Source organism: Paraburkholderia sp. J63, from assembly GCF_905220245.1.
In the GTDB taxonomy this organism is placed as follows: Bacteria; Pseudomonadota; Gammaproteobacteria; order Burkholderiales; family Burkholderiaceae; genus Paraburkholderia.
The window spans coordinates 1-26,585 of sequence record NZ_CAJMZF010000065.1 but is presented as its reverse complement, the minus strand read 5'-3'; the positions used below and the strand labels follow the sequence as shown (position 1 = coordinate 26,585).

Sequence of the window (26,585 nt, the reverse complement as noted above, 5' to 3'; positions counted from 1 at the left end):
CCGCCAAGCGACTCTGCCGGCGTCATGAAGAATTTCCATTTCGTCCAGCCGGCTGAATCACCCAACCGCCGCACGACCTTCGCAAAGTCCTTGCGGTCGAACAGGTTTGAGAGAAAGAACGCTGGGTAGTATGGCTCGGCCTCAAATTCAACGCTGAAGATTCGGCCTGAAGCGACGTCCTTGCTTAGTCTCTTTTCTGTGATGCCTAGTGCTTGGCAGAATTCGTCCGCGCACAGCAACTTCCCTTGAAGCACAAGGGAGTACCGCTCCACGTTTGCGGCAGAGCAATCCGTCAAACCCGCGAGTTCCGACGCCCGCCGTCTGGTGCGATTGCTTTGTTTCTCGTCTTCCTCACGAAGCGAGCTTAGGTCCAAGTTCAACGCAGTAGCGACACCGATGACTTGCATGAGACGTGTTTTGAAGCGCCGCCCAAGTTCTGCATCAGGAATGTCGAGAAGCGCCACAGCGCCTGTTGGGTCGAACAGGATTGCCGCAACGACGGCGGTATTGATGACATGATGCAATCGTGCATTGTGGAGCGACGGATTGTCCTTCGTATCATGCGAATGCAGTGGCATTATCATCTCCGTGTTTTAGCCCCGTCGCAAGTTGATACTTCGCCAATGCACGTAACGCCGCATCCCCATAGGTCTTGCCGCTTGCTGTCACACCCTTGAGGACGCAAATCACTTCTTCGTCGCATACCATGAAACTAGCACCGCTGGTTTGAGCGCATTCAAGGGCGGCGAGCATTGTCTTGGTTTCGTGGGAAACCATATGTACGAAATCTGTGCTCTTTGAGTAGACGCTGAGAATCCCTTTGCTCGCGTCAAATACCGCAAACGCCCGCTCTGGGCTGCCCACCACCTCAGTTCCTTCACTCTTGCAAAGGTGGTAGAGCAGTTCCAGCGTGGTCATTCCTTCGATGTCGGGCGCCCGGCCGGTCGCCGGCGCCGGAGCCACTCGAGGATTGACCTGGACGACAGACGGCTTGTTGCCCTCGTAGTTGCCCATCAGGGCCTTTATACCTCTATTGACTTGTCCCATCGTCTATCCATTGCGGCACTCCACGGGGTTCACGGCCATTCATAGCCGCGAGCATAAAGGTCGCAGAGCAGTCTTACCGTGCGAAATAGTCTATTTTGGACTATTCGAAAACGGACTGCAAGCTGTTCGCCTCGTGGCAGCTTGGTCCGACAATGGAAAAAACCATTTACACGCAGCAGTACGCGCAGTTGCTGATTGCCCTTCGTGCGACAAGGGAGGCCGCGGGGCTCACGCAGGTAGAAGTCGCTTCACGATTGGACGCGACGCAGACATTTGTGAGCAAGTGCGAACGTGGGGAGCGCCGGCTTGACGTCATTGAGCTTCGAGAGTGGTGCCTCGCACTGGGAACCACGCTGAGTGACTTCGTCGATAAACTTGAGTTGGTAATTCCTGGCTCGGGTGATAGATAGCATCCGAAAACGTCCGGGAGTTCGATGGCCTGCGTGGTTTCCGTTGTCGGAGGACCTCCAATTTGCTGACTGCCATCACAGGATGGAGGGGCTGGGTTGATGAACCTGCTCCACGAGACGGAGTCTAGGCGACGTAGCCCGAACAACTTCGTACCCGATGCCCAGCGCCTCCGCACTGCGAGTATCGGCCGCGTCTGGTCTTGGAGTCGGTCAATTGCACCTTGAATTCGGACGCGGTTAGAGACGACTTGGGGAACTCCAATCTGGCTCTTGTGACCGTAGGGGTCGGAACATCTGCTGTCCGTCGGCCTTGGTAGTGACGCGCGTGAAGGATTTCGCCGTATCAGCGACAATGCCCGCTGGCGTCCTATCGGCCGTTGGCTAGCTCGAGGTCAAGGTGAGTCTTAAGATTGAAATTCAAGTTGTAGATTCACTGGTGGAAGTCTCTGCCGGTGATTGGAACGTCCTTTGCGAGAGCAATCCCTTCGTCAGCCATGAATTCCTGTCGGCGATGCACGATACTGGGTGTGCGGTGCGCGATACCGGATGGCAGCCCTTCTACCTCTTGATGCGAAAGGGCGCTGACCTCGCCGGCGCGATGCCCCTGTACCTTAAATCGCATTCACGTGGCGAGTACGTGTTCGACCACGCATGGGCGGACGCTTTCAAGCGTCATGGCCTGCGCTACTATCCCAAGCTCCTGTCGGCCGTTCCATTCTCCCCAGTGACCGGGCCGCGTCTTTTGGCAGCGAGCCATGCGGACCGCGTCCTGTTGGCACGAGGAGCCGTCCAGCTTGCCAAGCAGATGGACGTGTCGTCGTTGCACGTGTTGTTTCCCCACGAAGCAGACCTGGACGCTTTGACAGAAGCCGGATATATGCTTCGAGAGGGTGTCCAGTTCCATTGGGAGAACTTCAACTATCGAGACTTCGACGATTTCTTGTCGAAGATGAGCCACGACAAGCGCAAGAAGGTCAAGCAGGACCGGCGCCGGGTCATGGAAGCCGGTGTGACCTTTAGATGGATTCGCGGCGCCGACATCGACAGTAGGGCGCTCGATTTTTTCTACGCTTGTTACGAGAATACCTACCGAGAGCACTGGAATCCTCCCTATCTGACTCGCGAATTCTTTGAGCGTGTGCATTCCACCATGCCCGAATCAATCATGTTGGTCATTGCCGAAGCCAACGGGAGGGAGCTCGCATGCGCGTTGAACGTAATCGCCGGCAGTACAATGTTCGGGAGGTATTGGGGGACGACGGAGTTCGTCTCCGGGCTACACTTCGAAACCTGCTACATGCAAGGGATTCAGTACTGCATCGAGAACGGTCTTTCGAGCTTTGAAGGCGGCGCGCAAGGGGTTCACAAGATGTCTCGCGGCTTGTTGCCGACGGCGACATGGTCAGCTCACTGGGTTGCAGACCGCCGATTTGCCCACGCGATAAGCGAATTCCTGGACGAAGAGACGGCTGCGATGGACGCACACATTGACGAACTTGAGGCACATACGCCGTTCAAGCGTCATCAAGCTCGGCAATCAGATTCCTGATGTTCTGATGTACCAGAGAGTCTGACACTACAGCTGAACATCCTGTCGCCTCCAAGCATTTTGCCAGGGTGTCACGCAGTTTTACAATGGTGCTCATCTGAAGGGCGATTTTGTCGTTCAGTGCAGCAACTTTGTTCCTCAAGGTTTGCTCAACACTGAGCTTTCGCAACCTGCTCAGGACTCGATGGTAAGCGTCTTGTGAAATAATTGATGCGTGTCCGAGCGCGTCAGCCACGGCCATCGCGACGTCCTCGTAAGCTAGAGATAGTCCCTCGCGCTGGCGAAATTCAATCTCCTCCGCCCACGTGGCCTCCGCGAATTTACGACGGAACGAATGCGTGTTCGCACCAATTTCGCCACCAATTGCACGAAACGCGGCCCGGAAGATTTCCGATACTGCGGAATGCGTAAGAGGAAGTGCAGTATTCATCGAAAGAAACAGCCTCCTCTGATGTATCTCAGAGTTGCCGTCCCTTAGTCCGTGCTTTTGCAGTAGCTCACCGCGCTCCTCCTTGATGTATCGCTGGACAGTCAGTGCAAGGTTTATTGGTACAGGAAAGGCGCGCTGGTAGCCAGATTTCTGCTCCGGTGGGACTATGGAGATATGCGTCTCGCCCGAGCTAACTGCCTCGTCGATGATTGAATCTGAAAACTGGTCAATGGTGAGGCTATTGACGCTCGCTCGTCGCCAGCCCAATCCTTCAAATAAGCGCAAAAAGAGGTCGTTCCTTGTGGCCGTATCCGGGCCATGTGTCGACCAGAATTGTTGACGAATCTCTTCGAAGTCTTCATCGGTCGCCCAATACTGCCTGTCGCTTGTACGCGATGAAGCGCCGACGTCCTGGAATAACTTTGGGTACCTTTGTTTGTCGCCACGTAGATTTTTATGTCCGACATTCCGAAGTCGTGGCAGCGACGACCGTATTGGCGATGCTGCAGAATTTCCGACGACGGATTGGATGAGCAAAGCGTCTTCTTGTGCCCACGTCACAAACTCATAGATGACGCGCAAGCGCGCGTTTGCGGTTCTCTTTGCACTTTCCTCATTCCGAGAGCTCGCTTTTCGTCTCGCTTCATCCTTAACCCAATCCCGAAACCCAACGAGTGAGTCGTCAGTCAACTCTTGCCAGATTAGGCGTTCTGACGCGAGATAGCGAGCAAGAGCAAGTAGGGCATATCCGACGTTCTGCATGGTTGACCGAAATGCACCCTCCTTGACGTTGGCGTCGTATCGGTCGCGAGCGACTCGCAGTATGTAATCCAAGAAGGGTTCCAAGACGTCGAGATGGGCATCCCGGATAACCGGAATAAGGCGACCGTCTTTCCATTCCACCCACAACATGGAAACAGGAAAAATTTGAGATTTCATTTCGTTCCAAGATTTAAAGTTGGCACGTACTGAGAGTGTGCTTCGCGTCGTTGCAACGCGCTCTCGAATGTTCCCTCAAAGCCCAGGACTACTATCTCCGCATCAGCGCGGGTGAGTGCGTACCAGCACCAGGAGTGGTTCAAGTTCTTTGACGGCTCCATTGCCGCTATCACCTTCTTCCATCGCGAGAGCGCAACGTGCTGCACCTGGACCGCGTGGCCAAGTGACATGAGTTCGCACTCCTGGCGCGTGACGTCAACGTACCCTGCCGTATCAAAAAGAATACGGGCCATTGCTGTTGAGTGTCGCGAGCGTGTAAAACGCTCGGCAGCATTTATCTGAACCACCAAGCCCCGGCTTCCAGGGAAAAGTCCTCTTCTATAGTCCCGCCCTAGGAAAATCACCATGTCACCGACCGTAGCGCCTTGCTTATTGCGAAGCGTGAGCAGCGGCGGATTCGGCTCGCTGGCCGCAAGATATTCCGTGACCTCATCGTGCATGCGGAGATTAATCTCCGTTGCCAGGTCGCGTGTCGACGTCACTACGAGCCCGTCATGCGGCGAATTCTCGAAGACAGTCCTATATGATTTGAGTGAGGAGCCCACCAATTCTGCGCGCGTTTTTACTTGTACAACTTGCAAGCCCTTCAGCCGAAGGTCCGCAGGTCGGACGCTTTGAGACAGAATTGTTGGTATCTGCACAAATGGCGGCGTGCGTTTTCGCTCGCCAATGATGGCGGTGATGTCCTCGTGGACAACTTCCGGTTCGCTCATCAGGGCGGCAAATATGTTCCCCGGGCCGGAACTCGGGGACAGGTGACGGTCACCAATAAAAATAAGGCGATTCGCCTGCTGCACGCTGCGAAGTAATTTATTGGCGAGCAGCAAGTCAATGGATGCGCTATCGTGAATCACTACGGTTGCTGCATTAACGCTAGGCGGCAGACTTTCGCCGTCAATGAATTCGCGCAGCGGATACCAGTCGAGCCGGAGCTTCCCTATCCCACCAAACAATGCTCCGGTTGGGGCAATGTGAATTGCTTTTGGAAAGCACTTCGCCACAGTCTGGGCGGCGATGACGCCGCTAGCGCCGGGAGCTTCGACAGTCGCCAAGTGCGTAGAGGCCAGCGCTTCGAAGAAACGATGTTCAGACTCGCTCAACTTGGCGAGATGATTGTCGGAACTAATCGGTTGAGGGAGCGGACCTAGCTCCGTCCGTCTGTTCAAAACGGACATGACGTAATGGCGCAAGCTACCTTCGATTTCAATCATGCCGGCGCCCTGTACAAACTGCGTTCCGTGAGCCTGCACCAATCGAACTGTGTGGTCTGCGCTACAGGCGGCAAGAGCATCTTCGGGAGAGTGGTCAGCACCCATTCGCATCCGAAATGACTTCTCGAACTCTTCTAGCGGCACGGCTGCTTTCCTGCGCGCCACAGCCATATTGCAGATTGATTCACAGCAACCGCGAATTCGTCGCGAACAATCAAGGGCAACGCCGAAGTAGCGGGTCGCAGCCGTGTCGATTTCAGCCCAGTCGGCAATGGCCAACAAGACATATGGGTCGGACCGTATGACGTCAACGGCTCGGCTGCCCCACATCTCAACAGCCAACGTTGCGGTCGACGAAGCAATGCCGTGCTCCAATAAATACCGACGGCCCAGTGTGTGGGTCTTGTAGCTATCCCACGCTTCGGTCATTGCATAAGCGGTCAGACTGCGTACGCCGGTGCTCTCCATCGCAAGAAAATCGTCGTTATTGAGCACAGCTAGCATTTGCACGCCAACTTTCCTGAAGGCCTCTCTGATGCGATGTCTTCCTATGGCCGCAAAGGTAGGGTGATTCAACATGAGTTCCGCAGCCGAGAGTGCCGTCGGTAGCTCGGGAAGGGCGAGGGTTGGTATAAATTGCTCGCCGTATACACCAATTCTGAAATTACCCATCAGCGTAAGACGCTCTCCAACGACGGGCGCATCGTACATAACGGAATAGTCAGCCTTAACGCGCGCGGGTTCAATGCGGGAATCAAGCTGTAAAGCAAAGATTGCCCCTCCAGTCGGAGAGGCAGAAATTACGCGGCGAACTGTACCGGTAATTTTCATCGCTTTCGGCTATAAGTCCCGGACTGATGAGCCAGTGTCGTCACGCCATTGCAGGCGCTTTACCGTGGCGCGTAGTGCTGCGTTCTCGCCTCGAAGTGTGAGGATGAGTTCTCGGAGACTTTCAGGCTCGTTTGGGTAGGCGACTGCCGATGTTGACTCAATCGGAGTTTCGCCCAGTAGGCGTGCGTCGAGCTGCTGAAACAGTTCGGCGATTCGCGGGTTGCTATGGGCAGTCGACCGTGACGCGCCAATTAACTTCAGGATTGCCGTCCGTGATGCGCCGCCGACCTGATTAGTCGGGATGTTGGCGAGTTTTATATCACGTGCCCATTTCCGCAACCGTTCTTCATTTATTTGGCCTTGGCTGTGAGTCGATAGTCGACGAGAGACCATGACACCTCCTTCACTTGAGTGGGGCGACCTTGGATAACAGGTTCGTCAAATTTGCAACCTTTGAGTTTAAGCTGGTAACGACGCGCTGGTGTTCTGCAGAATTGTTCTCGATAGCCAACATGGCGGCGCGTAGCTTTACCTCAGTTTCGTACATGCGCTCTCGAAGGGCAATAATCTCGCCCTCCTGCTTTTTAGCCAGCACCTCCCAGTAGTAAGCTTTTGATTCGAGCTTCTCTAGTTGAGACGTTTTATTCGTAGCAAGCAGCTGCTCGTGTCCTTTAGCGCGGAGCACGCCGAGTACGGCTTCAACACGGGTGTGCAAGTCGCGATGATACGGTTCAGCTAAAGTTGAACGTCGAGTTGTTTTTATAGAAGATACGCTTGGAAACAGTGCATGAGTTGCTGGGCAATTCTGGGTTCCGTTCCACGCGGCGAAATGAATTTCGCGCGTTGGATAGAAGTCGAGCATCCGCTCTCCATCCGAATCGTGAACATAGTTGCCTTGACTATCCTGGAGCCAAGGAATTTCGGTTCTCGCCCAAGTCTCCAAGATTTCCAATTTCGCTGATACCAATGCCTTGGTTCGCTCCTTGCTCCTCTCCGAAATATGTGACGTCACTTTTTTTCTCCCTTTAGGTCAGACCACTGTTGCACCAATCTAATGACCATTTGTTGGTTTCCCGCGGCGAGTTTTTCGTCTGCTTCGAGATAGGCTTCGATGTCGAGGGCATCTTGGCGTAGGCTCTGACGGTGTTCACGAGAAAGGGACATGTCTTGCGACTGTTGCAAAAGCGCGTCTCTCTCGGACCGCATGTGCTGTCGATAGCCTTCTGACGTAAGGAGATTGATGCATCCCGAACAAATCTTCGGTCCAGCCCGCTCCGGATGGACTGTGGACCCGTCGAAGCAGTTAGCTTTCCGCGCAGTGTGTCGTGCCTTGCCAGCCATACAAATTCCGTTGTCTTTTTCGTTGACCTCAAACCCTCGTCGGCGCATCGTTTCGGTGACTAGGTCGGCTTTAACGGATGTCGGGCTAGCTATAAATTTTGCATTCGCCGACAGGCGTGCCATGAGCTTTATGAGCAGGCGCGCATGTAAGCCACCAATATTCTCTCCCCTGAGGAGCCGGGCGACTATGTCTGCATGATGTTCATCGCGGACTTGGGACAAAGTCCTTCCGAAATCTAGTTCGTCTTTTTCGAGGCGCTTGAGCGTCTCAGCGGCCTTCTTTTTCGGGTGACGTCCGTGCGGGTCAAGCCCGTAAATTGCCGTCCCGTATACGCTCGAGTGGTCAAGATGATTGCGCAGCGCGGCTAAGACGGGATTGTCGTAGCGATTCACGTAGACTAGGCAATAGAAACGCCGAAAGACGTTCCGGTTTCGACCGAATATCTCTTTGCTGTTGACTCCCGCAAGTTTGAAGAAAAGTTTGCACTTCTCCGGTAAATCAAAACCGAGGAGCCGATTTTGTAAAAATCCAACGTAGGTAAAGTTAACGGAGGAAAAGAGCTTTCTTTCGCGAGCTGCTTCTACATCATTTACATATTCGTATCTTTCGAAAAATAGTGGTCGAAACACCTGAGAAAGCGCCTCGAGCGCTTGAATTGACTTTGCAGCGATATTGGGTGCCCAATATTCGGCATAGTTGAATAAAGTTTTTTCTATGTACACGTCATATCTGTACTCATCTGAATCTTCGCTTACTTTGTGCAAGCATCCAAAATATAGACCGTAATCCTTGTTGTGACCGATGAGCTCATTCCGGCGGCGAGCGGTGCATGCGTCGATGTTGAAAAACATGGAAACTTGATATGTGGCTACTAGATTACGTATTGAAGTTTCTCCAAAGACTGGTCGCAAAATTCCGTCTAGCGGTAATTTGTGAATTGATTGAAATTCACGGAACACATCTTCGCACAGGGAATTCAAAAATCGATAGTAGACATCCGAGCCAATACGTGCCGTCATGGCAAATTCTTCGAGGTTTGTCCGCATCTTTTCGAGCATGGTGATAAGAGACGGCCCATAGTCGTAGAGCCAGCGAAGAGATTGGTCGATTATCTTGACGACGGTGGATAATTCTAGGTTATCGGTTCTTCCATCATTCGACGATGGTCTTCCAAAAAAGTCGTCAGCTATATTTGCTGGCCGAGGATATGGCCTGAAGGGTAGAGAATCAAAGCCATCCATACCATAGTACAGTTTGTTGATTGCACCGAAGACTAGCTGACAAGACCCATGCGAGGGGGCTATTGCTGTTGCATCATTTACCAAAAGTGGCCTGTTGTCGCCGATAATGCGTTGAAACAGACGATAGAACCATCGGGGAATCAACTGGCTAGGGATAGGGAGTCCGACGACTTTCTCTAATTCCTTAGCAGAAAGCGTAAAGAATGTGTTATGGCGACTTTTTCCTGTGACTTGGAGTTGCAGTTCTTTGTTGGCTCTGATAGTTCTTATCGCGCGCCGAAGCTCCATGTTGTAGGAGTTCGCCTTCCACCATCCAAAATGTAAGATTCGATATTTGTATAGGTCGCATGTTTGTCTATCGACGTTCAACAAACTGTAGATTCCATTCCCCAACAAAAAGCTGAAAAATCTTAAGCAATGATTGACCGCAGTTGTGACTTCCGTCTTTATTCCCGTGGTTCTTTCCCAAAGCACCCTCCGGACGACGACCTTGATAGCTAAAATGAATTGAGGGAAATCAGTGAGAGGAACTAGCTGCCTTTGATATATACCGTTTTCACCGACGCTGCATAAATAAACGGTATTCAAATCAATTTTTTCAACACGTGACGATTTGCTGCCGATGTCTTTTGCTTCAAAGCGAATCACATTGTCATCCCATTCACTAAGGTATCTCGCATCGACGGAGTTTGACTCGGAATTGTCTTTGAGCTCGCTCGCGGGGAGCTCAGCGACCGGTGGAACGGATGCTCTTTTCATTTTTCAACTCCTGCTTCGAAAGAACGAAGCTGACCGCCAAGTGGGCTACTTAATATGACACGATACAATGCCTCGCAGAACAGAATTCGAGGAAGGTGGTATCGTTCGAATCGTTGTTCATTCGCCGAGATGAGCTTCGCGCTATTTTTTTGATAGTATTTTCTCTGGTACACGCAGTGCTTAATTTCTTGAACGCCAACCTCAAAAGCTACGCTGCCGCTTGATGCGACCCACTTGTCTGCAATGGATTCTCCGTCCTCCGGATGTTGAGGAGACGACGGAAATAGCAGGAGATTTTTAATTAATTTGCTCTTTCTGTCTGAGTCACCGCCATTGAAAATAATTCGACCGGCCGAATATTCCAGGGCGGAGGAGAGAATTTCCCCATAATCTTTGATTATTGCCTCGTGTGACATGCGTAAGGCGGTGCCGTCAACGTAGCGCATGCTCGTTTTGGGGCTCGCATGATTTAGCTTGGCCTGTGAGATTCGAATGTCTTGTTTGTTCGCTAGGTGGTACTGCGAATGGAATTGCTTTCGTAGGTCATCTGCTCGGAAGCGAGGATGATTGATGAAATCGCAAAATTCATTTATCTCATCGTGACTAAGCTTCACTCGGAAGTGTCGCGACCGGAGCCGGTCCAGTGCAAGTGTTACGAAGAGACTTTTTTCTTCGGAGATGCCATATTCATCGACGTTATCACGATGACGTAGCAGAATTTCGATGGCGCGCACAGCAGGTGTGTCGAGCACTTCGCAATCTTCATTCTCGGCCGTGTTGATAAGTTTTCCCACCAAACCAATCACTTGAGAGTTCGATGTTAATTGCTGACTATCGGTCTCGATGTGTTTTCCGATTGACTCTGACTCATTTTGTCCTGAACGCGCTTTTAGACCGGAAAGTTTGTATCCGCCAGGAATTTTCTGCACTCTTTCTCGATTGAGGCTTATAACAGTGCTCTTATTCCATCCGGTTGATAGCATGATTATAACGAAGCAAGCCGTCACAACGAGTCGAGAAGCGTAAAATTCGCTTAATAATATGCTAAAACGTTCCTCAAAGGTGCCGTGGGGAGCTAGCGGTGAAAGCTGCGTGATTGATTGTAATTCAATCTTTACACGGTCGTTTGGTTTTTGTAACTCATACTTATCAAGCATTCGTACGGCAAGCGGGAATTGTGCCGCTTCCGGGATTTTCTTGGGTTTATGTCGTTTGTATGCGTTCCCACTTGTGAGGGCTGTTCTTGTTTTTGGATGCAGTAATTCATCCGGAACGCCTGATTTCCTCGTAGCCTTTATGCACGTGATAATGGCGTCATGGGCATCGAGAAGATTAACGCAGGACGCAATGAGGATTTCAATCCGACCCGTAAAATGGGCGAGTTGCTTTTTCGCAAGGTCTCCAAGGTCCGTAAATTCGAGGGCTCCTGCGGGCCGCGCCAAGGCAGGGTCGGGCAACGACGGATGTACCCGGTCGCTTAGTGTGTCGTTCACCTTGGGGGAAGGTCGGGACAGCGCGGTCCTGTACTCGATGTCGCAGAGCAACGTGCCGTTGCTAATGACACTGACAGGCCGCAGCAAAAAACGGCGGGTGGTTTGGGCATATTGGACCGCTACCGAGCGTGGCGCGCTCGTCGCGTAGTACGCGTCAACAGCGGCGAGCACTCCAACCACATCTGCGTCCAGCAGGAGGGCTATCTCGACATTTAACAGGGCGAGCGCTTCAGTACTTTGCGCTAGGGCGACGAGGGCTTTCGCAATTGGCGCGGCCTGCACAAAAAATAGTTGGCTCGGCGCCGCATCGACCGCTTCGGTAAGCCAACCTCCGGGGATGAGACCTAGGGCAACGGTGTCAACGACATAGGTCTTGTAGGCTGTTTTCCCGTCTATCGTTTGCTTGGCGGCCAACCTTAATTGACCGTCCCGCCAAATGTGCCTATCGAGCGCACCCGGTTCGGTCCAACGCAGTGTCCCCATTTAAAGGCCTCCGTTCCGCCACACTGCGCATCTTGTCAGAAAATGTACGGGAAGAAAAATCAATAGGGAAGCTGCTTTTATTATTTATAATCAATTATTTAGTGGTTATCAATCAGTCGGGCAGGAATTTATTCGCCGCATAATGAAAAGTATTCGCCGTACGAGTGGCCCTTGAGGTAGACGGGCGCCGCGGCGGCGAGCTGCCCCGTGCGCGTGTCGGTGAGCGTGACGAACTGCGGCGCCCAGCCCGCGTCGGACGTGGCGCAGCGCGCGGCGTCCAGCGCCGCGAGGAATTCGTGGCGCAAAAAGGGCGTCGGCTGCGTCTGGCGCGCGAGCAGCGCGTTCCATTGCGCGGCGTCAACCTCGGCCGGTGAGCCGAGAATGCCCGTGCGATAATCGAAACGTTCCTTATTCAACTTGCGTGCCCGTCGTGGCTTTGCTGCGCGGATGAGACGCGGATTCGCGGCGCCGCGGCAAACGGTCATGGTAAAGCAAACCACCCGAACGGGTGAGGGCACGAACGTCGGGCCGGCCCGGGCGTTGGCCGGCGCAGGGGCCCTCAAGGCTATCGCTTATCGGTTATCCAAATGAAAGAGCGCTTTTTCAATCTCTATTCGCACGGCTTTGCGCGCGTGGCCGTGGGCGTGCCGCGCTGCCGCGTGGCCGATCCGGCCTTCAACGCCGAGCAGACGCTCGCGCTCGCACGCGAGGCCGCCGCGGGCGGCGCGGCGCTGATCGCGTTTCCCGAACTCGGCCTTTCGGCCTATAGCTGCGACGATCTCTTTCACCAGCAAGCGCTGCTCGACGCCTGCGAGCGCGCGCTCGCGCAGATCGTCGCGGCCTCGGCGACGCTGCCGCTCGCGATGATCGTCGGGCTGCCGGTGCGCGTCGGCCATGCGCTGTTCAACTGTGCGGCGGTCGTTGCGGGCGGGCGTATCGCGGGCGTCGTGCCCAAGAGCTATCTGCCGAATTACGGCGAGTTCTACGAGCCGCGCCAGTTCAGCGCCGCCGATTGCGCGAGCACCGACACCGTGCGCCTCGCGGGCCAGGACGTGCCGTTCGGCGCCTCGCTCGTGTTCGACGCGGCGGAAATCCCGGGCCTGCGCTTTCACGTGGAGATCTGCGAAGACGTCTGGGTGCCGATTCCGCCGTCGTCGTTCGCGGCGCTCGCGGGCGCTTCGGTGCTCGTCAATCTTTCCGCGTCGAACGTGGTGGTGGGCAAGGCGGGGTATCGGCATCAACTGGTCTCGCAGCAGTCGGCGCGCTGCCTCGCCGCCTATCTCTACACCTCGGCGGGCCAGGGCGAATCGACCACCGACATGGCTTGGGACGGCCAGTCGCTCATCTGCGAAAACGGCGAGCTGCTCGCGCAGTCCGAGCGCTTTCTGGGCGACTCGCACCTGATCTACGCCGACGTCGATCTCGACCGGCTCGCGCAGGAGCGCATCCGGCAGACCACGTTCGGCGATTCGGTGCGCCGCCATGCCGACGAGGTCGCGAAGTTCCGCGTGATCCGCTGCGAGCTGGTGGGCGACAAAGCGGACGATAAAGCGGACCCGGCGGCAGGCAAGGGCGCCTGGGAGCAGGAGACGCTCGCGCTTGCGCGTCGCGTCGAGCGCTTCCCTTACGTGCCGGCCGATCCGAAGCGTCGCGACGAGCGCTGCAACGAGGTCTACAACATCCAGGTGCAGGCGCTCGTGCAACGGCTCTCGCAGGCCGGCATCAAGAAGGTGGTGATCGGCGTGTCGGGCGGGCTCGACTCCACGCATGCGCTGCTCGTCTGCGCGAAGGCGATGGACCGCCTCGGACTGCCGCGCGCCAACATCCTCGCGTACACGATGCCAGGTTTCGCGACGAGCGAGCGCACGCTGCGCCAGGCGCGCGAACTGATGACGCTCGTCGGTTGCACGGCGCGCGAGATCGATATTCGCCAGAGCTGCATGCAGATGCTCGAAGACCTCGGTCACCCGTATTCGGCGGGCCAGGAAAGCTACGACATCACCTTCGAGAACGTGCAGGCCGGCGAGCGCACGAACCATCTGTTCCGCCTCGCCAACTTCAATCACGCGATCGTGATCGGCACGGGCGACCTCTCCGAGCTCGCGCTCGGCTGGTGCACCTACGGCGTGGGCGATCACATGTCGCACTACAACGTGAACGCCAGCGTGCCGAAGACGCTCATCACGCATCTCGTGCGCTGGGTCGCCGAAACAGGGCAGATTGGCCAGAACGGCGAGAGCGGACGCGACGTGCTCGAAGCGATTCTCGCCACCGACATCAGCCCCGAGCTGATTCCCGGCAAGTCCGACGGCGCACCGGAGCAGAAGACCGAAAGCACGATCGGCCCGTACGAGCTCCAGGACTTCAACCTCTACTACACGCTGCGCTTCGGCTTTGCGCCTTCGAAGGTCGCGTTCCTCGCGCGCCATGCGTGGCGCGACCGCGAGACGGGCGCGTGGCCCGAGAACGCGAAGGTCGTGCGCAATCAGTACGATCTCGCGGCCATCAAGCGCAATCTGCGCATCTTCCTCGACCGCTTCTTCCGCACGAGCCAGTTCAAGCGCACCTGCATTCCGAACGCGCCGAAGGTGGGTTCGGGCGGCTCGCTCTCGCCGCGCGGCGACTGGCGTGCGCCGAGCGATTCGGAGTCGGCCGTGTGGCTCGCGGATCTCGAGCGCGTGCCCGACGCGGAGCGCGCGAGCGCGCCGGCGCCTGCCGCTGCATCTTGAAATGGGCGCGCACAGCGTAAAATCGCAGGACATTCGCCGGATTTCCGGCCGGCGGCAGACCGGCCGACAAGCCACAGACAACCCGCAGATCAACTGAGTCAGACGAGGATCGCCATGAAACGCATCACAGCCGTCATCAAACCGTTCAAGCTCGACGAAGTGCGCGAGGCGCTCGCCGAAGTGGGCCTCACGGGCCTGACCGTCACCGAAGTGAAGGGCTTTGGCCGCCAGAAGGGCCACACGGAGCTCTACCGCGGCGCCGAATACGTGGTGGACTTCCTGCCCAAGGTGAAGATCGAGGTCGTGGTCGCCAACGAGCAGACCGACCAGGTGATCGACGCGATCATCGGCGCGGCCCGCACGGGCAAGATCGGCGACGGCAAGATTTTCGTTACCGACGTCGAGCGCGTGATCCGCATCCGCACCGGCGAGGAGAACGAAGCGGCAGTCTGAAGCACCCTCAAAAAGAAGAAGGGGACGGCGCCGCTCGCACGGCCCGTCCCCGCCATAAAAAACGGTGCGATACCCGTTGGGATACCGCACCGATACGCGCCTCTCGCAGCAGCGTGAAAACGTCGATGTAGCTGTTCTGTCTACACTCGTTGCAGCTTAGAACGAGTGCTGGATGCCTGCGTACACACCGCTCTGGCTGTGGCCGATGAGCGGGTTGCCCGTGGCAGCCGAATCGCCGTAGTTGTTGGCGTTCAGGCCGAAGTTGGCCGACTTGCTGTTCTGCACCGTCGCGACCTGGAAGTCGAGCAGCGTGCGCTTGGACAGGTTGTACGAGCCGCCGACCGTGTACAGCGTGGCGTTGCCGCCGCCGTTGTTCGCGTTGACGTGGTAGACCGCCGCGATCAGCGCGGCTGCCGGCGTGGCTTGCCACGTCACGCCGCCCCACTCGTGGTCGAGCGTGCTCGGCTGGCCGATCGCGAGACCCGTCATGCCCGACGAGCGCACGGCTTCATAGCCGCCCTGGACCTTGAACGGTCCGAGGAACACGTTGACCATCGCCATGTAGTCACGCGAGTAGGCGAACACGCCCTGGCCCACGTTGGCCGAGTTGATCTGGTCGTAGGAGCCGCCGAGCGTACCGTTGGTCGGGTTGCGGATTTCGTCGTAAATGCCGCGGACCTGGAACAGCGAGTTCGTGTAGGTCAACTGGATGCCGTCCTGGCGGCCTTGCGGCGTCGTGCCGTTGCCGTTCCAGTTCGTGGCGTTCGAGAACGAGTACTGGCCGTACACGTCGAAACCGTAGAACTTGGGCGACTGGTACGAAATGTTGTTGCTCGATTGCGGCCAGTTGCGGCCACGGACCATCGATGCCGACGACCAGTTCGACTGACCGAACGGGTCGAAGTCCCAAATGCCGTTCACGAGCATCAGCTCACGGCCCATCAACAGCGTACCGTAGTTGTCATTCGACATACCGACGGTCGCCCAGCGATTGAAGAGACCGCCGCCGCCCGGGCCCGCACCCGTTGCGGTGCTGAAGCTGCCTTCCAACTGGAACAGCGCCTTGTTGCCACCGCCGAGGTCTTCAACGCCCTTCATGCCCCAGAGGCTGGTGCCCCAGTAGCCGCTTTCGAGCTGAACCTGGCTCGAGCCGTGCGTGGCCTGGCCGTTCGGACCGGAGCCGGCGCCGATGCCGTTCATGTATGCGATACCCGCATCAAGGCGGCCATAGAGCGTCACGCTGCTTTGCGCATGCGCGACCACGCCAGCCGACATCAACGCTGCGGCGAGCAAAGCTTTCTTCATCTTCTCCTCCATACCCTGTCAAAGAGTCAACCTAAGTACTGCGAAAGACGTCCGCGCGCCTTCGGGGTGCTGCGGACCGAAATTGTCGCGTAGGGAGCGTGACCCGAGGATCGGCGTACGGAAACGATGCGAGCAGGACAACCTGTTCGAGTCGTCTTGCAGATCCCCTGGTTGACTGGCATCTCCCGTTCTTATTTGAAGTGAAACTACTTTTAATGACTTTTGTTTTGCTACTTTGGTTACTAATTTAGCAAAAAAGACTGACGCTGGCGAACGAAATCGCTTGTGGGGGGTGGGGTGTCGTCAAATTGCCATACGAGCGTCCTGGATGGTGGTCAGGGCGATCTGAAAAGTATGCCTAAAGCCTTGCAGGACAAGGCACACACGTTTGCGGGCGGACGATCTTCAGGATTGCCACTATTGACGCGAAATATCGTCAGGCGTAGGGCGAAATGCGCGGATTCGACGCGCGAACAGGGCCATCGAGCCGGGGTTGGAAGGCAAAAAGAAAAGGCGCTGAAAGCGCCTTGAAATACTACTTTGACTACATTGCAGGGATGAGTTGTAGTCGACTACATGCGGGCCCCGCCTACTTGAGGCTGCCCGAGAGAAATTGCCGCAGCCGCTCGCTCTTCGGACTGGCGAAGACCTCGGCCGGCACGCCTTCCTCTTCCACGCGGCCCTGGTGCAGGAACATCACGTGGTTCGAAACGTTGCGCGCGAAACCCATTTCGTGCGTGACGACGATCATCGTGCGGCCTTCCTCGGCGAGCTTCTGCATCACCTTGAGCACTTCGCCCACGAGTTCGGGGTCGAGCGCCGAGGTGGGCTCGTCGAACAGCATCACGTCGGGGTTCATCGCGAGCGCGCGCGCAATCGCCACGCGCTGCTGCTGGCCGCCCGAGAGATGCGAGGGATATTGCTTTTCCACGCGCGGCGCGAGGCCGACCTTCTCCAGATACGTGCGCGCGCGCTCCTCGGCCTCTTTGCGCGAGAGGCCGAGCACGTGCACGGGCGCCTCGATCACGTTCTCGAGCACGTCCATGTGCGACCACAGGTTGAAGTGCTGGAACACCATCGCGAGCTTGGTGCGCACGCGCTGCAACTGCTTCACGTCGGCCGCGTGCAGCGCGCCGGTGCGCTTGTCGGCGCGTGTGGCCACTTCCTCGCCGTCGACGACGATGCGGCCCGCGTTGGGCTGCTCGAGGAAGTTGATGCAACGCAGCATGGTGCTCTTGCCCGAGCCGGACGAGCCGATCACGCTGATCACGTCGCCGGCGTTCGCCTTGAGCGAGACGCCTTTGAGGACTTCATGGTCGCCGTACTTCTTGTGGAGCGAGTCGACGAACAGTTTCTGCTTCTGGGAATTCATCAAATACCTCGGTGCGGGCTCACGGGCCCTCACTTACCTTGGGGCCGCAGATACGCGAGCCAGCGGCGCTCGGCCTGGCGGAACAGCCACACGAGCGTGAAAGAAATGGTCAGGTACAGCAGGGCGGCGATGCCGAACGCGCCGAACGACTGATAGGTCGCCGAGTTCACGTCGCGCGCGATCTTCAGGATGTCGGGCACGGTGGCGGTGAACGCCACGGTCGTTGCGTGCAGCATCAGAATGACTTCGTTGCTGTAGTAGGGCAGCGCGCGGCGCAGCGCCGAAGGCAGGATCACGCGGCGATACAGCGTGAAGGACGACATACCGTAGGCACGCGCGGCTTCGATCTCGCCATAGGGCGTCGACTTGATCGCGCCCGCGAAGATCTCGGTGGTGTACGCGCAGGTGTTGAGCGTGAACGCGAGCAGCGTGCAGTTCATGCCGCTGCGGAAGAACGCGTTGGTGAGCTCGTGGTTGCGGATGATGTCGAGGCTGTAGAGGCCCGTGTAGCAGAGCAGCAGCTGCACATAGAGCGGCGTGCCGCGAAACACGTAGGTGTAGAGCCACACGAGGCGCGAGAGCCACTTCTTCTTCGAGACGCGCGCCACGGCGAGCGGCACCGAGAGACAGAAGCCGAGGCCGATCGAGACCACGAGCAGCCACGCGGTGATGGCGACGCCGGTGAAGTGATAGCCGTCGGTATAGAGATAGTTGCGCCAGTACTGCTGGGTCAGCTCGACGAAGTCATGAAGGGCGCCGCTTTCGAACGGACGGGCGAGATAGACGAGGAGCTCGGTCCAGTAGTGCTGCATGATGGCTTGCATGGGTGTTGGCCTTCCCTGGAATCTCAGAGGTCCGCTTTGCGCACGCCGGCGGAGTAGCGCTTGTCGAGATACATCAGCACGAAGTTCGAGACCGTCGTGATGACGAGATAGATCGCGCCTGCGAGCAGGGTGAAGAAGAAAAAGCGCAACGTGCCCTTGCCCGCGTCCTGGCTCGCCTTGACGACATCGGCGAGACCGATGATCGAGACGAGCGCCGTGGACTTCACGAGCACCTGCCAGTTGTTGCCGATGCCGGGCAGCGCGAAACGCATCATCTGCGGGAACATGATGCGCGTGAACACCTGCCAGTTCGTCATGCCGTAGGCGTGGCCCGCTTCGAGCTGGCCGCGCGGCACCGCGAGAAAGGCGCCGCGGAAGGTTTCGGTGAAGTACGCGCCGTAGATGAAGCCGAGCACGATCACGCCCGCGAGGAACGGGTCGATGTCGATCTGATCCCAGCCGCGCCAGTCGGTGAACATGTTCAGCCAGATCTGCAGGCTGTAGAACAGCAGCAGCATCAGCACGAGATCGGGCACGCCGCGAATGAGCGTGGTGTAGGCCGTGCCCGCGCCGTACACGAAGCGGTTTTTCGAGAGCTTCGCTCCCGCGCCGATCAAGCCGAGCACGAACGAGAGCACGAGCGAGAGCACCGCGAGCTTGACAGTCTGCCAGGTGCCGGCGAGGATCAGCGGGCCGTAGCCTTGAAGAAACATAGGTGAGTCCTCGACGGGGCGTCTCAACGCTGGAAGGCGCCCCGAGAAAGACGCGGCAGAGGCTGCCGCGGTTCAAGTCCGTTCATGCGCGGCCGGCGTGGCTGACCGCGTGCTTCGCGACGGTGGCGCCCGCGGGCGCCGTGTGTCTCCGTCTATTGGTGTTTACTTGCCTTTGTAGATATCGAAGTCGAAATACTGCTTCGCGATCCGGTCGAACGTGCCGTCCTTGTGGATCGCCGCGATCGCCGCGTTGAATTGCGCCTTCAGGTCGGTGTCCTGCTTGCGCAGCCCGATCGCGGTGCCGTCGCCGATCGTCGCCGGATCTTCCACGGCCGGACCCGCCCATGCGAAACCCTTGCCGCGCGGCGTCTTCAGGAAGCCGACGTCGGCCTGGACCTCGTCCTGCAGCGTCGCGTCGAGGCGTCCCGACATCAGATCCTGATAGACCTGATCCTGATTCTGGTACGACACCACGTTCACGCCTTTGCCGGCCCAGTGCGCCTTCGCATAGGCTTCCTGGGTCGAGCCCTGCTCGACGCCCACGTTCTTGCCCTTGAGCGAGGCCACCGTGGGCTGCAGCGGCGAACCTGCCTTCGCGAGCATGCGTGCAGGCGCGTCGAACATCTTGCCGGAGTAATCGATCTGCTGGCGGCGCTGGTCGGTGATGGACAGCGACGAGACGATCGCGTCGAACTTGCGGGCCTTGAGCGCGGGAATGATGCCGTCGAGATCGCTTTCGACCCAGACACATTTCACGTTCATGCGCGCGCAGAGGGCTTTGGTCAGGTCGACGTCGAAACCGACGATCTGGCCGCTGGCATTCCTGGACTCGAACGGCGGATAGCTCGCATCGACGCCGATGCGCACCGTTTTCCATTCCCTGGCCGCGGCGCTGCCCGCCAGAAGGGCGAGCGCGACGCACACTGCGAACTTCTTCATCATTCTCCTGTGGACCGGAGCTCGCTACTCGGGTCCCATGCAAAGCTGATACGGGCGCGGCGCCGTATGGGGGCCGCGTGGCGTGGGTGCCGGGTCGGCACCGTTCGATGTCTGCCCGACGTCCGGCTCGGGGCGCTGCCCGAGGGCCGCTGGTGGGCGGCCTGTTGCCGGAACGGCGGTCACACTTGCGCGGGCCGGCTCGTGGCCGGGCGCCGTCATTTTAGGCGATCAAAAATACGGGTCGGACGCGTAGGTGTATATCGCCGACGCGTAACGGTGTCGGTGCGCCTGGGCGCAGACCGTGGCGCTGGCCGCGAGGCCTGTGCCGGACTGGCTTGCCCAACCGGCCGTGCCCACCAGGCCGTGCCGAAAAGCGCGGTATTTTACCCGAAGCGGGGGGCGGCGCGGTCGGCTGCATCTTCGCCTGTGGCTTTGGTCTGACAGACTGCGGGCGAAGAGCCTGACGGAGAACGCATTTGCCGCAACTCCGGCCGCGGCACGAGGAAGGCGGCGGCGCGCAATAAAAAAATGCCGCAGGACTTGCGTCCCGCGGCATTTGCCGGTGGCCGACGGGCCGGGCGGCGAGCGGCGATCCGCCCAGCCCCGCCGCACCCGCACGAGGCGCTTACTGCGCGGCCGGCGCCGAGGCTGCGCCCTTGTGGTGCTGCTCCCAGCGCTCGCGCATCTTCTCGTGGCGCTGCTCCATCTTCGCGAAGCGCTCCTTGAGCGCCGAGCTTACCGTGGTCTTCTGCTGATCGTTCAGGCCGTTATAGAACGCGAGCCACGCCTGTGCGGTCTGCTCGCGCAGCTGCGCGTCCTGCTGCTCGACTTGCTGGTGCGTGGTGTGCATCGCGTTCAGGTCGAGGATCGGCTGGTTCTTCATCGAATCGAACTGCTGCTTGAGCTGTTCGTGGTTCTTGCGCATGGCCTGGTGGTTCTGCTTCATGATGTCGAGCGCCGCTTGCCATTGCTTTTCCTGGGCGGCGTTCAGGTTCAGTTTGTCATGCAGCTTCTTGAAACCCATCATGAAGTCGCCGTGCATGTCGTGGCCGTGATGCATCATGGGCGCACCGCCCGCGGGCGGCGTTTGGGCGTTGGCGGCGGTGGCGCCGAAAGTGAGCGCGAGCGAAGCAGCGGCGATGGCGAGAAGGCGCGAGGGGGTCTTATACATGGTGATGCTCCTGACGAATCCTTGAAGGTGTCCGGTCTGGTACGGCGCCACAGGAAGTTGGGGGCGTCCGCAACCGGTGTCCCTAGCGTATAGAGCGGGCAGGCCCCGCGTGTTACGGCACCGGTCGCGGTCATTACGCGACATTACGTGCGCCTTTCGCGGTAACACCTCGTAACCCAAAGCGCGTCCGTGTAAGCAAACGGCTTTCACGCGCGCGTTACACTTCGTCCATGGCTACTCAAATACTGGTCGTCGACGACGACGTCGAACTGCGCGACCTGCTGCGCGACTATCTGGCGCGGCAGGGCATGGAAGTGTCGGTGCTGCACGATGCGGGCTCGCTCGAGCGGCGGCTCGAGCGCGAGCGCCCCGACCTGATCGTGCTCGATCTCATGATGCCGGGCGTCGACGGGCTCACCGCGCTGCGCAAGCTGCGCGCATCGGGCGACGACATCCCCGTCATCATGCTGACCGCGCGCGCGGACGACGTGGACCGCATCGTCGGTCTCGAACTGGGCGCCGACGACTATCTCGGCAAGCCCTTCAACCCGCGCGAGCTGCTTGCGCGCGTGCAGGCGGTGCTGCGCCGGCGCCGCACGGTGCCCTCGGCCGCCGCGCCCGAGCAGCGCGAGCCGTTCTCGTTCGGCCGCTTCACGCTCGACTTCCAGTCGCGCACGCTGCAGCAGGAAGGCAAGCCCATCATGCTGTCGGGCAGCGAATTCGCGCTCCTGAAGATCTTCGTCAATCACCCCATGCGCACGCTCACGCGCGAGCGCCTGCTCGAACTGCTGCACGGCCCCGAGTACGACGGCACCGACCGCGGCATCGACGTGCAGGTGTGGCGCCTGCGCCGCATTCTGGAAAGCGACCCGTCCACGCCGCGCTTCATCCAGACGGTGCGCGGCCGCGGCTATGTCTTCGTGCCGGACGGCGAACAGAGCGGTCATGCGCCGGCCGGTTGATTCGCTGTTCGGGCGGCTCGCGCTGCTCTTCATCGGCGTTCTGCTTATTTCCCACGTCGCGTGGTTCGCGCTGATGCGTCTCGAGCGCGACCAGATGCAGTCGCGCTATGCGGTGGAGGAGGCGGTGTTCCTCGTCGACGCCGTGCGCCAGCACGTGCAGCGCGAGCCCGACCAGCCGCTGCCTTCGCGCGTGCAGCTCGTCGACCCGGCGAGTCCCGAGGTGCCCGCGCTCCATCAGGACATGCCCGACGGCTTGCGCCGCTTCCTCGACGACATCCGCGACCGCATGCAGCCCGGCACCGACGTGCGCATCGGTCCGCCCGGGCGTCCGCCCAAGCTCTGGGTGCGCGGGCCGCAGGATGCGCGCTGGATCGTGGTGCCCGCGCAGCCGTTGCGCCCGATGCGCCCCATCGACAAGCTGGTGCCGTGGTTCGTCATCATCTTCTCGGCGGCGGTGATCGCGGCGCTGGTGGCCGCGTGGATGCTGCAGCAGCCGCTGCGCGCGCTCGCTCATGCCGTGGCGCGCTTCGGGCGCGGCCAGCCGGTGCCGCCCTTGCCCGAGCGCGGTCCGCGCGAGATGCGCCAGCTCACGCGCGGCTTCAATCAGATGGTGAAGGAAGTCGAGCGCACCGAGAAAGACCGCGCGGTCATGCTCGCGGGCGTCGCGCACGACCTGAAGACGCCGCTTGCGCGCCTGCGCCTGCGCGCCGAAATGATGGACGAGCAGAAAATGCGCGACGGCGTGGTGCGCGACGTGGACTCGATGGCGCATATCGTCGACCAGTTCCTGGTGTTCGCGCATGACGGCGCCGACCGCAGCGAGCCCGTCGAAGTGGACGACCAGTGCGAGCGCATCGCGCGCAACTACCGCACGGTGGGCGGCGAGACGCTCGTCATCGAGCGGCGCATGAAGGCCGGTGCGGACTTCCGTCTGCCCGCGGCGACGCTCGAGCGGCTCGTCTCGAACCTGCTCGACAACGCGCAGGCCTACGGCGCGCCGCCCGTGGTGATCGAGACCTCGCGCGGCGCGGACGCTTTCACGCTGACGGTGCGCGACCACGGCAAGGGCATCGCCGACCAGGACCTCACGCAGGCGAGCCGCCCGTTCGTGCGGCTCGATCCGGCGCGCGGCGGCAACGGCCACAGCGGTCTGGGCCTCGCGATCGTCGAGCGGCTCGTGCGGCGCGCGGGCGGCGAGATCGCCATCGGCAATGGCGAGAGCGGCGGCCTCGAAGTGCGCATGACGTTTCCGTTCGAAGTGGTCGAGCGCACGGTCGCCGAGGCGGCGCAGATCTGGTGAGCGCCGGCGCGCGGCGCATGCTGGCTTGGGGGTGTGTGCGGCGAACGTCCGGCGTAGCTGACTGCCGGCGTCGACCGCGAGGGTAGGGCTGGAACTACCGCGGCTGGAGCGGCCTGAATGGCGGATTGCCGTGGTGGCCGGCGGGCGATGCCGCCCCGGGGCCACGCCGGGTCGCGTCAGACCGTTCAGGCTGAGAACAGCGTATCGAGTGCGGCTGCGGCTTCGCTGTCGACGGTGTTGTAGACGACGCTATCGGCTTCGAAGATGTAGTGCGTCGTGTACTTGCCGAGGCGGGCAAGAATTTCTTCCTGGACCAGCTCGGGCGCGGCTTCGAGCTTCAGGTACCACGCGGTCGATGACAGGCGCGTCTGGAACGCCCCGTATTCGACCATCAACTGGTCGAACGCGAGTGCATCCTGATCGCGGCAGACGATGACCAGATTTCCCTTCATGCATGCCTCCTATGTGCTGAGCGACTTGCTACGGCGATGCGCGCCGCATGACGCCGCGCGCTCCGTTCGTTCGATGATACCGCGTCAGGGGCGAAAGTCCTGGGGCAGTCCGGCAATTAAGTAAGCGATGGCTTTGGCAGCCGTAGGGGAAAGAGCTGCGCGCGCCGCGCCCGACCGGTTACCAGGTCGTCGCGGTGGCGCGCGGCGGCGCGGCGCCGTCGGAGGCCATGGCTTCGCAGCGGTCTCGGCCTCCCGCCTTCGCCATGTAGAGCGCGAGATCGGCGCGGCTCATCAGGCGCTCGGGCTGGTCCTGGGTCGCCGCGAGCTCGGTGATGCCGATGCTCACGCTCAAATACGCTTCGCTCGGCAGCCCGGCGCACACGCTCGTCTTCACCTCGCGGCGCAGGCGCTCGACCACGTCCTGCCCCGTGGCGAGCGAGGTGGCCGGCAGCAGGATGCCGAATTCCTCGCCGCCGAGCCGCCCGACGGCATCGTCGGAGCGCAGCTCGGCGCGGCAGGTCTCGACGAAATGCTGGAGCGCGCGATCGCCGGCCGGGTGGCCGAAGCGGTCGTTGATCTGCTTGAAGTGGTCGAGGTCGGCGATCGCCATGCACAGCGGTCTGCCGCGCGCATAGGCGGCGTCGATCTCGCGGCGCAGCAGGTCGAGGAAGTAGCGGCGCGAGAGCGCGCCCGTCAGTGCGTCGTGGCGCGCCTCGGCGGCCAGCAGCGAGTTGGCGGCCTGCAACTGCTCCGCGAGGTCGCGGCTCGCGCGGTGCAGGCGCCGCTCGCGGACCCACGAGATCGAGATCACGGCCGCGAGCGCCACCGTCCCGGCCAGCGTGAGGAAGATCAGCCCCCGGTCGCGCCGCTGATTCGCGAGCAACTCGGGCCACGCGTTGAGCGGATCGACGAGATGGGCGGTGAGCCCCGAATTGAGCCCGCCGCGATGCTCGTAGAGCGCCGGCGCGCGCTGGCCGGGCAGCTCCACGAGCGCTTGCGCCGCGCTTTGCCGGATCCAGGGCGCTTCGCGCGTCGCGGCGTGGGCCGCGCTCTGCAGCGGGAGCTCGGCGAAGCGCTCGCGCAGATAGGTGTTCACGCGGTCGACGGCGTTCATCTCCTCGACATGCGAGCCGGGCAGCGCGAGCCCTTCGAGCTTGCTGTCGTGCGCCATGACGATCACGCCGTTGCTGTCGGAGACAAAGGTGCCCGGATGCGTCACCCAGTGGCGCAGCCGCGCGATGCTGACCTTGGCGAGCACGGCGCCCACGAGCAGGCCGTTGTTATAGACGGGCGCGGCGACGAAGATGCCGGGCTCGCCGCTCGATGTGCCCACGCCATAGGTCTCCGAGAACGCGCCGAGCAGCGTGTCGCTCAGATAGTTGCGCGAGCGCATGTCGATGCCGACGTAGGAGATTTTCTCCATGGCGTTGCTCGACGCGATGCAGATACCGTTGTTGTTCACGAGCCAGATGGCGTCGAAGCCGGAGAAGCCTTGCGCGTCGTGCAGGAAGCCGTCGACGGACACGAGCGCGGGCGCGCGCTGCAGGGCTTCGCGCCGCGCCAGTTCCGTGGACGGATGCGACGCGGCATAATGCGCGGCCTCGGCCAGCGCCTGCTGCACCACGCCGGTTTCGGCCATGGTCGCGGGGATGGCGCGCGACATCGAGAGATCGCTCGCGATGACCTCGGCCATGTTGTCGACGACCGAGCGCGTCATCTGGCGCTGCACGCCGAGCGCGGTGTCGAGCTCCTGGCGCACCATGCGGTTGGCGAGCCAGCCCGCGATCAGCCAGCAGACGAGCGCGACCGCCACGACGACCGCCACCGTAACCGCGGGGGACACGGCAGCGTGGCGCAAGAGTCTCCTGTTCATCGGCCTTCTGGTTCGTTCAGGCGCATGGCGCGTAGGGTGCATTGACGGGCGGGATACGCGGCATCCCGGCAAAACGAGGCAATGCGTGGCCGCGTGCGACAACACGTGTGACAACAGTTAGCAGTTGGCAGCCGCTGCCGTGGGGCGATTTTAACTCTCGAATGGTGCCGGAGAACCCGCCGACGCCCCCGCGCGGACCCTGCCGATCCAGCCTGCATGCCTCGCGCTGCACGACGACGACACCCGGGCGCAGGGTTCGCGGCGCGAGCGCAAGGTTCCCGAATGCCCTTCGAAAGGGCGCATAAAGGGCCCGTAAAGTGGTCTGTGAGGCTTGATTGGCGGGCGTGCGGCAGTATCGGTCCCGAGGTTGAATCTGTCACGAAGGTTGTGTAGTGTCGTGCCGTTTCCGAACAAGGCAAGCCCGCGAGGCTGGCCGCCGACCCGGTCCCGCAGGCCTGGACGGTGCGTGCACCGGTGTGTCGCCAGCGCGATAGCCGGGGCGTCGTCAACGCTAACGAATAGGGTCTTCATGCGTCTTGCCTTTCCCGATCGCGCTTTCCCCGAACGCCCCGCGTACTGCACGCGCCATCCCCATGGCCGCGCCCGCCGCGCTGCGGCTCGCCCCATGCATCCGCGGCAACGAGGGGAGGGCATCTAAATGGATTTCAGCTTCAACCTGAACCGGACGGCCAATGTC

At 59.9% G+C, this 26,585-nt stretch carries 22 protein-coding genes and 1 pseudogene; 6 read left to right on the top strand and 17 right to left on the bottom strand.

Features of this window, described 5'->3' with window-relative positions:
* Positions 1-578 (bottom strand): hypothetical protein (locus tag U5775_RS36350; protein ID WP_322062967.1); only part of this gene is annotated, 578 nt, incomplete at its 3' end.
* Positions 559-1,047 (bottom strand): hypothetical protein, encoded by a 489-nt coding sequence (locus U5775_RS36345; RefSeq protein ID WP_322062966.1) that lies wholly within the window; start codon positions 1,045-1,047, stop codon positions 559-561. The genes U5775_RS36345 and U5775_RS36350, both read right to left, overlap by 20 nt.
* A gap of 152 nt (positions 1,048-1,199) precedes the next feature.
* Here U5775_RS36345 and U5775_RS36340 point away from each other — a divergent pair, with 152 nt between their 5' ends.
* Both U5775_RS36340 and U5775_RS36335 read left to right on the top strand, forming a co-directional pair.
* Complete coding sequence (locus tag U5775_RS36340) at positions 1,200-1,457, top strand: helix-turn-helix transcriptional regulator (RefSeq protein WP_322062965.1); 258 nt, start codon at positions 1,200-1,202, stop codon at positions 1,455-1,457.
* A gap of 397 nt (positions 1,458-1,854) precedes the next feature.
* Positions 1,855-3,006 carry a GNAT family N-acetyltransferase gene (locus U5775_RS36335; protein ID WP_415913742.1) on the top strand — a complete coding sequence of 384 codons (1,152 nt, stop codon included), beginning with the start codon at positions 1,855-1,857 and terminating at the stop codon, positions 3,004-3,006.
* On the opposite strand, the gene U5775_RS36330 is transcribed toward U5775_RS36335, so the two are convergent.
* The 6 genes and pseudogenes from U5775_RS36330 to U5775_RS36305 all read right to left on the bottom strand — a co-directional run.
* Entirely contained in the window at positions 2,972-4,375 is a 1,404-nt protein-coding gene (locus tag U5775_RS36330) for a hypothetical protein (protein ID WP_322062964.1), read from the bottom strand. The genes U5775_RS36335 and U5775_RS36330 overlap by 35 nt on opposite strands.
* Positions 4,372-6,477 carry a helix-hairpin-helix domain-containing protein gene (locus tag U5775_RS36325; RefSeq protein ID WP_322062963.1) on the bottom strand — a complete coding sequence of 702 codons (2,106 nt, stop codon included), beginning with the start codon at positions 6,475-6,477 and terminating at the stop codon, positions 4,372-4,374. Before U5775_RS36325 ends, U5775_RS36330 begins: the two co-directional genes overlap by 4 nt.
* A 403-nt stretch (positions 6,478-6,880) precedes the next feature.
* A complete protein-coding gene (locus U5775_RS36320; RefSeq protein WP_322062962.1) occupies positions 6,881-7,339 on the bottom strand; it encodes a hypothetical protein in 459 nt (152 codons plus the stop codon).
* Positions 7,340-7,485: 146 nt separating this feature from the next.
* Positions 7,486-9,819 (bottom strand): hypothetical protein, encoded by a 2,334-nt coding sequence (locus U5775_RS36315; protein ID WP_322062961.1) that lies wholly within the window; start codon positions 9,817-9,819, stop codon positions 7,486-7,488.
* Complete coding sequence (locus U5775_RS36310; protein ID WP_322062960.1) at positions 9,816-11,795, bottom strand: hypothetical protein; 1,980 nt, start codon at positions 11,793-11,795, stop codon at positions 9,816-9,818. Before U5775_RS36310 ends, U5775_RS36315 begins: the two co-directional genes overlap by 4 nt.
* 149 nt (positions 11,796-11,944) lie before the next feature.
* Positions 11,945-12,211 (bottom strand): annotated as a pseudogene (locus U5775_RS36305) (peptidogalycan biosysnthesis protein); the annotation flags it as partial.
* A 171-nt stretch (positions 12,212-12,382) separates the two neighbouring features.
* Between U5775_RS36305 and U5775_RS36300 the strand changes: the two are divergent.
* Both U5775_RS36300 and U5775_RS36295 read left to right on the top strand, forming a co-directional pair.
* Positions 12,383-14,524 carry an NAD(+) synthase gene (locus U5775_RS36300; RefSeq protein ID WP_322062959.1) on the top strand — a complete coding sequence of 714 codons (2,142 nt, stop codon included), beginning with the start codon at positions 12,383-12,385 and terminating at the stop codon, positions 14,522-14,524.
* A gap of 114 nt (positions 14,525-14,638) precedes the next feature.
* Positions 14,639-14,977: a P-II family nitrogen regulator gene (locus U5775_RS36295; RefSeq protein ID WP_322062958.1), complete on the top strand. Its 339-nt coding sequence runs from the start codon at positions 14,639-14,641 to the stop codon at positions 14,975-14,977.
* A gap of 156 nt (positions 14,978-15,133) precedes the next feature.
* On the opposite strand, the gene U5775_RS36290 is transcribed toward U5775_RS36295, so the two are convergent.
* The 6 genes from U5775_RS36290 to U5775_RS36265 all read right to left on the bottom strand — a co-directional run bounded on the left by U5775_RS36290 (position 15,134) and on the right by U5775_RS36265 (position 21,301).
* Positions 15,134-16,282, bottom strand: a complete 1,149-nt coding sequence (locus tag U5775_RS36290; protein WP_322062957.1) for a porin — start codon at positions 16,280-16,282, stop codon at positions 15,134-15,136.
* A gap of 589 nt (positions 16,283-16,871) precedes the next feature.
* A complete protein-coding gene (locus U5775_RS36285) occupies positions 16,872-17,654 on the bottom strand; it encodes an ABC transporter ATP-binding protein (RefSeq protein WP_322062956.1) in 783 nt (260 codons plus the stop codon).
* Between the two features lie 29 nt (positions 17,655-17,683).
* Positions 17,684-18,478, bottom strand: coding sequence for an ABC transporter permease (locus tag U5775_RS36280; protein WP_322062955.1), 795 nt, complete (start codon positions 18,476-18,478; stop codon positions 17,684-17,686).
* A gap of 23 nt (positions 18,479-18,501) precedes the next feature.
* Positions 18,502-19,191, bottom strand: a complete 690-nt coding sequence (locus U5775_RS36275) for a histidine ABC transporter permease HisQ (protein ID WP_322062954.1) — start codon at positions 19,189-19,191, stop codon at positions 18,502-18,504.
* Between the two features lie 162 nt (positions 19,192-19,353).
* A complete protein-coding gene (locus U5775_RS36270; RefSeq protein ID WP_322062953.1) occupies positions 19,354-20,130 on the bottom strand; it encodes an ABC transporter substrate-binding protein in 777 nt (258 codons plus the stop codon).
* Between the two features lie 625 nt (positions 20,131-20,755).
* Positions 20,756-21,301 (bottom strand): Spy/CpxP family protein refolding chaperone, encoded by a 546-nt coding sequence (locus U5775_RS36265; protein WP_322062952.1) that lies wholly within the window; start codon positions 21,299-21,301, stop codon positions 20,756-20,758.
* Positions 21,302-21,531: 230 nt separating this feature from the next.
* Here U5775_RS36265 and U5775_RS36260 point away from each other — a divergent pair, with 230 nt between their 5' ends.
* Together U5775_RS36260 and U5775_RS36255 are read left to right on the top strand one after the other, a co-directional pair.
* Positions 21,532-22,263: a response regulator gene (locus tag U5775_RS36260; protein WP_322062951.1), complete on the top strand. Its 732-nt coding sequence runs from the start codon at positions 21,532-21,534 to the stop codon at positions 22,261-22,263.
* Positions 22,247-23,563, top strand: coding sequence for an ATP-binding protein (locus U5775_RS36255; protein WP_322062950.1), 1,317 nt, complete (start codon positions 22,247-22,249; stop codon positions 23,561-23,563). Before U5775_RS36260 ends, U5775_RS36255 begins: the two co-directional genes overlap by 17 nt.
* Before the next feature lie 185 nt (positions 23,564-23,748).
* On the opposite strand, the gene U5775_RS36250 is transcribed toward U5775_RS36255, so the two are convergent.
* From U5775_RS36250 to U5775_RS36240, 3 genes are all read right to left on the bottom strand, one after another.
* Positions 23,749-24,015, bottom strand: a complete 267-nt coding sequence (locus tag U5775_RS36250) for a hypothetical protein (RefSeq protein ID WP_028219326.1) — start codon at positions 24,013-24,015, stop codon at positions 23,749-23,751.
* 178 nt (positions 24,016-24,193) lie between these two features.
* A complete protein-coding gene (locus U5775_RS36245) occupies positions 24,194-25,888 on the bottom strand; it encodes a diguanylate cyclase (protein WP_322062949.1) in 1,695 nt (564 codons plus the stop codon).
* Between the two features lie 511 nt (positions 25,889-26,399).
* Positions 26,400-26,585 (bottom strand): hypothetical protein (locus U5775_RS36240; protein WP_322062948.1); only part of this gene is annotated, 186 nt, incomplete at its 5' end.

Bases quoted from the DNA above. Each gene is read 5' to 3' on its own strand.
- U5775_RS36345 (WP_322062966.1), bottom strand. From the start codon at position 1,047: ATGGGACAAGTCAATAGAGGTATAAAGGCCCTGATGGGCAACTACGAG.
- U5775_RS36340 (WP_322062965.1), top strand. From the start codon at position 1,200: ATGGAAAAAACCATTTACACGCAGCAGTACGCGCAGTTGCTGATTGCC.
- U5775_RS36330 (WP_322062964.1), bottom strand. From the start codon at position 4,375: ATGAAATCTCAAATTTTTCCTGTTTCCATGTTGTGGGTGGAATGGAAA.
- U5775_RS36325 (WP_322062963.1), bottom strand. From the start codon at position 6,477: ATGAAAATTACCGGTACAGTTCGCCGCGTAATTTCTGCCTCTCCGACT.
- U5775_RS36320 (WP_322062962.1), bottom strand. From the start codon at position 7,339: ATGCTCGACTTCTATCCAACGCGCGAAATTCATTTCGCCGCGTGGAAC.
- U5775_RS36315 (WP_322062961.1), bottom strand. From the start codon at position 9,819: ATGAAAAGAGCATCCGTTCCACCGGTCGCTGAGCTCCCCGCGAGCGAG.
- U5775_RS36310 (WP_322062960.1), bottom strand. From the start codon at position 11,795: ATGGGGACACTGCGTTGGACCGAACCGGGTGCGCTCGATAGGCACATT.
- U5775_RS36300 (WP_322062959.1), top strand. From the start codon at position 12,383: ATGAAAGAGCGCTTTTTCAATCTCTATTCGCACGGCTTTGCGCGCGTG.
- U5775_RS36295 (WP_322062958.1), top strand. From the start codon at position 14,639: ATGAAACGCATCACAGCCGTCATCAAACCGTTCAAGCTCGACGAAGTG.
- U5775_RS36290 (WP_322062957.1), bottom strand. From the start codon at position 16,282: ATGAAGAAAGCTTTGCTCGCCGCAGCGTTGATGTCGGCTGGCGTGGTC.
- U5775_RS36285 (WP_322062956.1), bottom strand. From the start codon at position 17,654: ATGAATTCCCAGAAGCAGAAACTGTTCGTCGACTCGCTCCACAAGAAG.
- U5775_RS36280 (WP_322062955.1), bottom strand. From the start codon at position 18,478: ATGCAAGCCATCATGCAGCACTACTGGACCGAGCTCCTCGTCTATCTC.
- U5775_RS36275 (WP_322062954.1), bottom strand. From the start codon at position 19,191: ATGTTTCTTCAAGGCTACGGCCCGCTGATCCTCGCCGGCACCTGGCAG.
- U5775_RS36270 (WP_322062953.1), bottom strand. From the start codon at position 20,130: ATGAAGAAGTTCGCAGTGTGCGTCGCGCTCGCCCTTCTGGCGGGCAGC.
- U5775_RS36265 (WP_322062952.1), bottom strand. From the start codon at position 21,301: ATGTATAAGACCCCCTCGCGCCTTCTCGCCATCGCCGCTGCTTCGCTC.
- U5775_RS36260 (WP_322062951.1), top strand. From the start codon at position 21,532: ATGGCTACTCAAATACTGGTCGTCGACGACGACGTCGAACTGCGCGAC.
- U5775_RS36255 (WP_322062950.1), top strand. From the start codon at position 22,247: ATGCGCCGGCCGGTTGATTCGCTGTTCGGGCGGCTCGCGCTGCTCTTC.
- U5775_RS36250 (WP_028219326.1), bottom strand. From the start codon at position 24,015: ATGAAGGGAAATCTGGTCATCGTCTGCCGCGATCAGGATGCACTCGCG.
- U5775_RS36245 (WP_322062949.1), bottom strand. From the start codon at position 25,888: ATGAACAGGAGACTCTTGCGCCACGCTGCCGTGTCCCCCGCGGTTACG.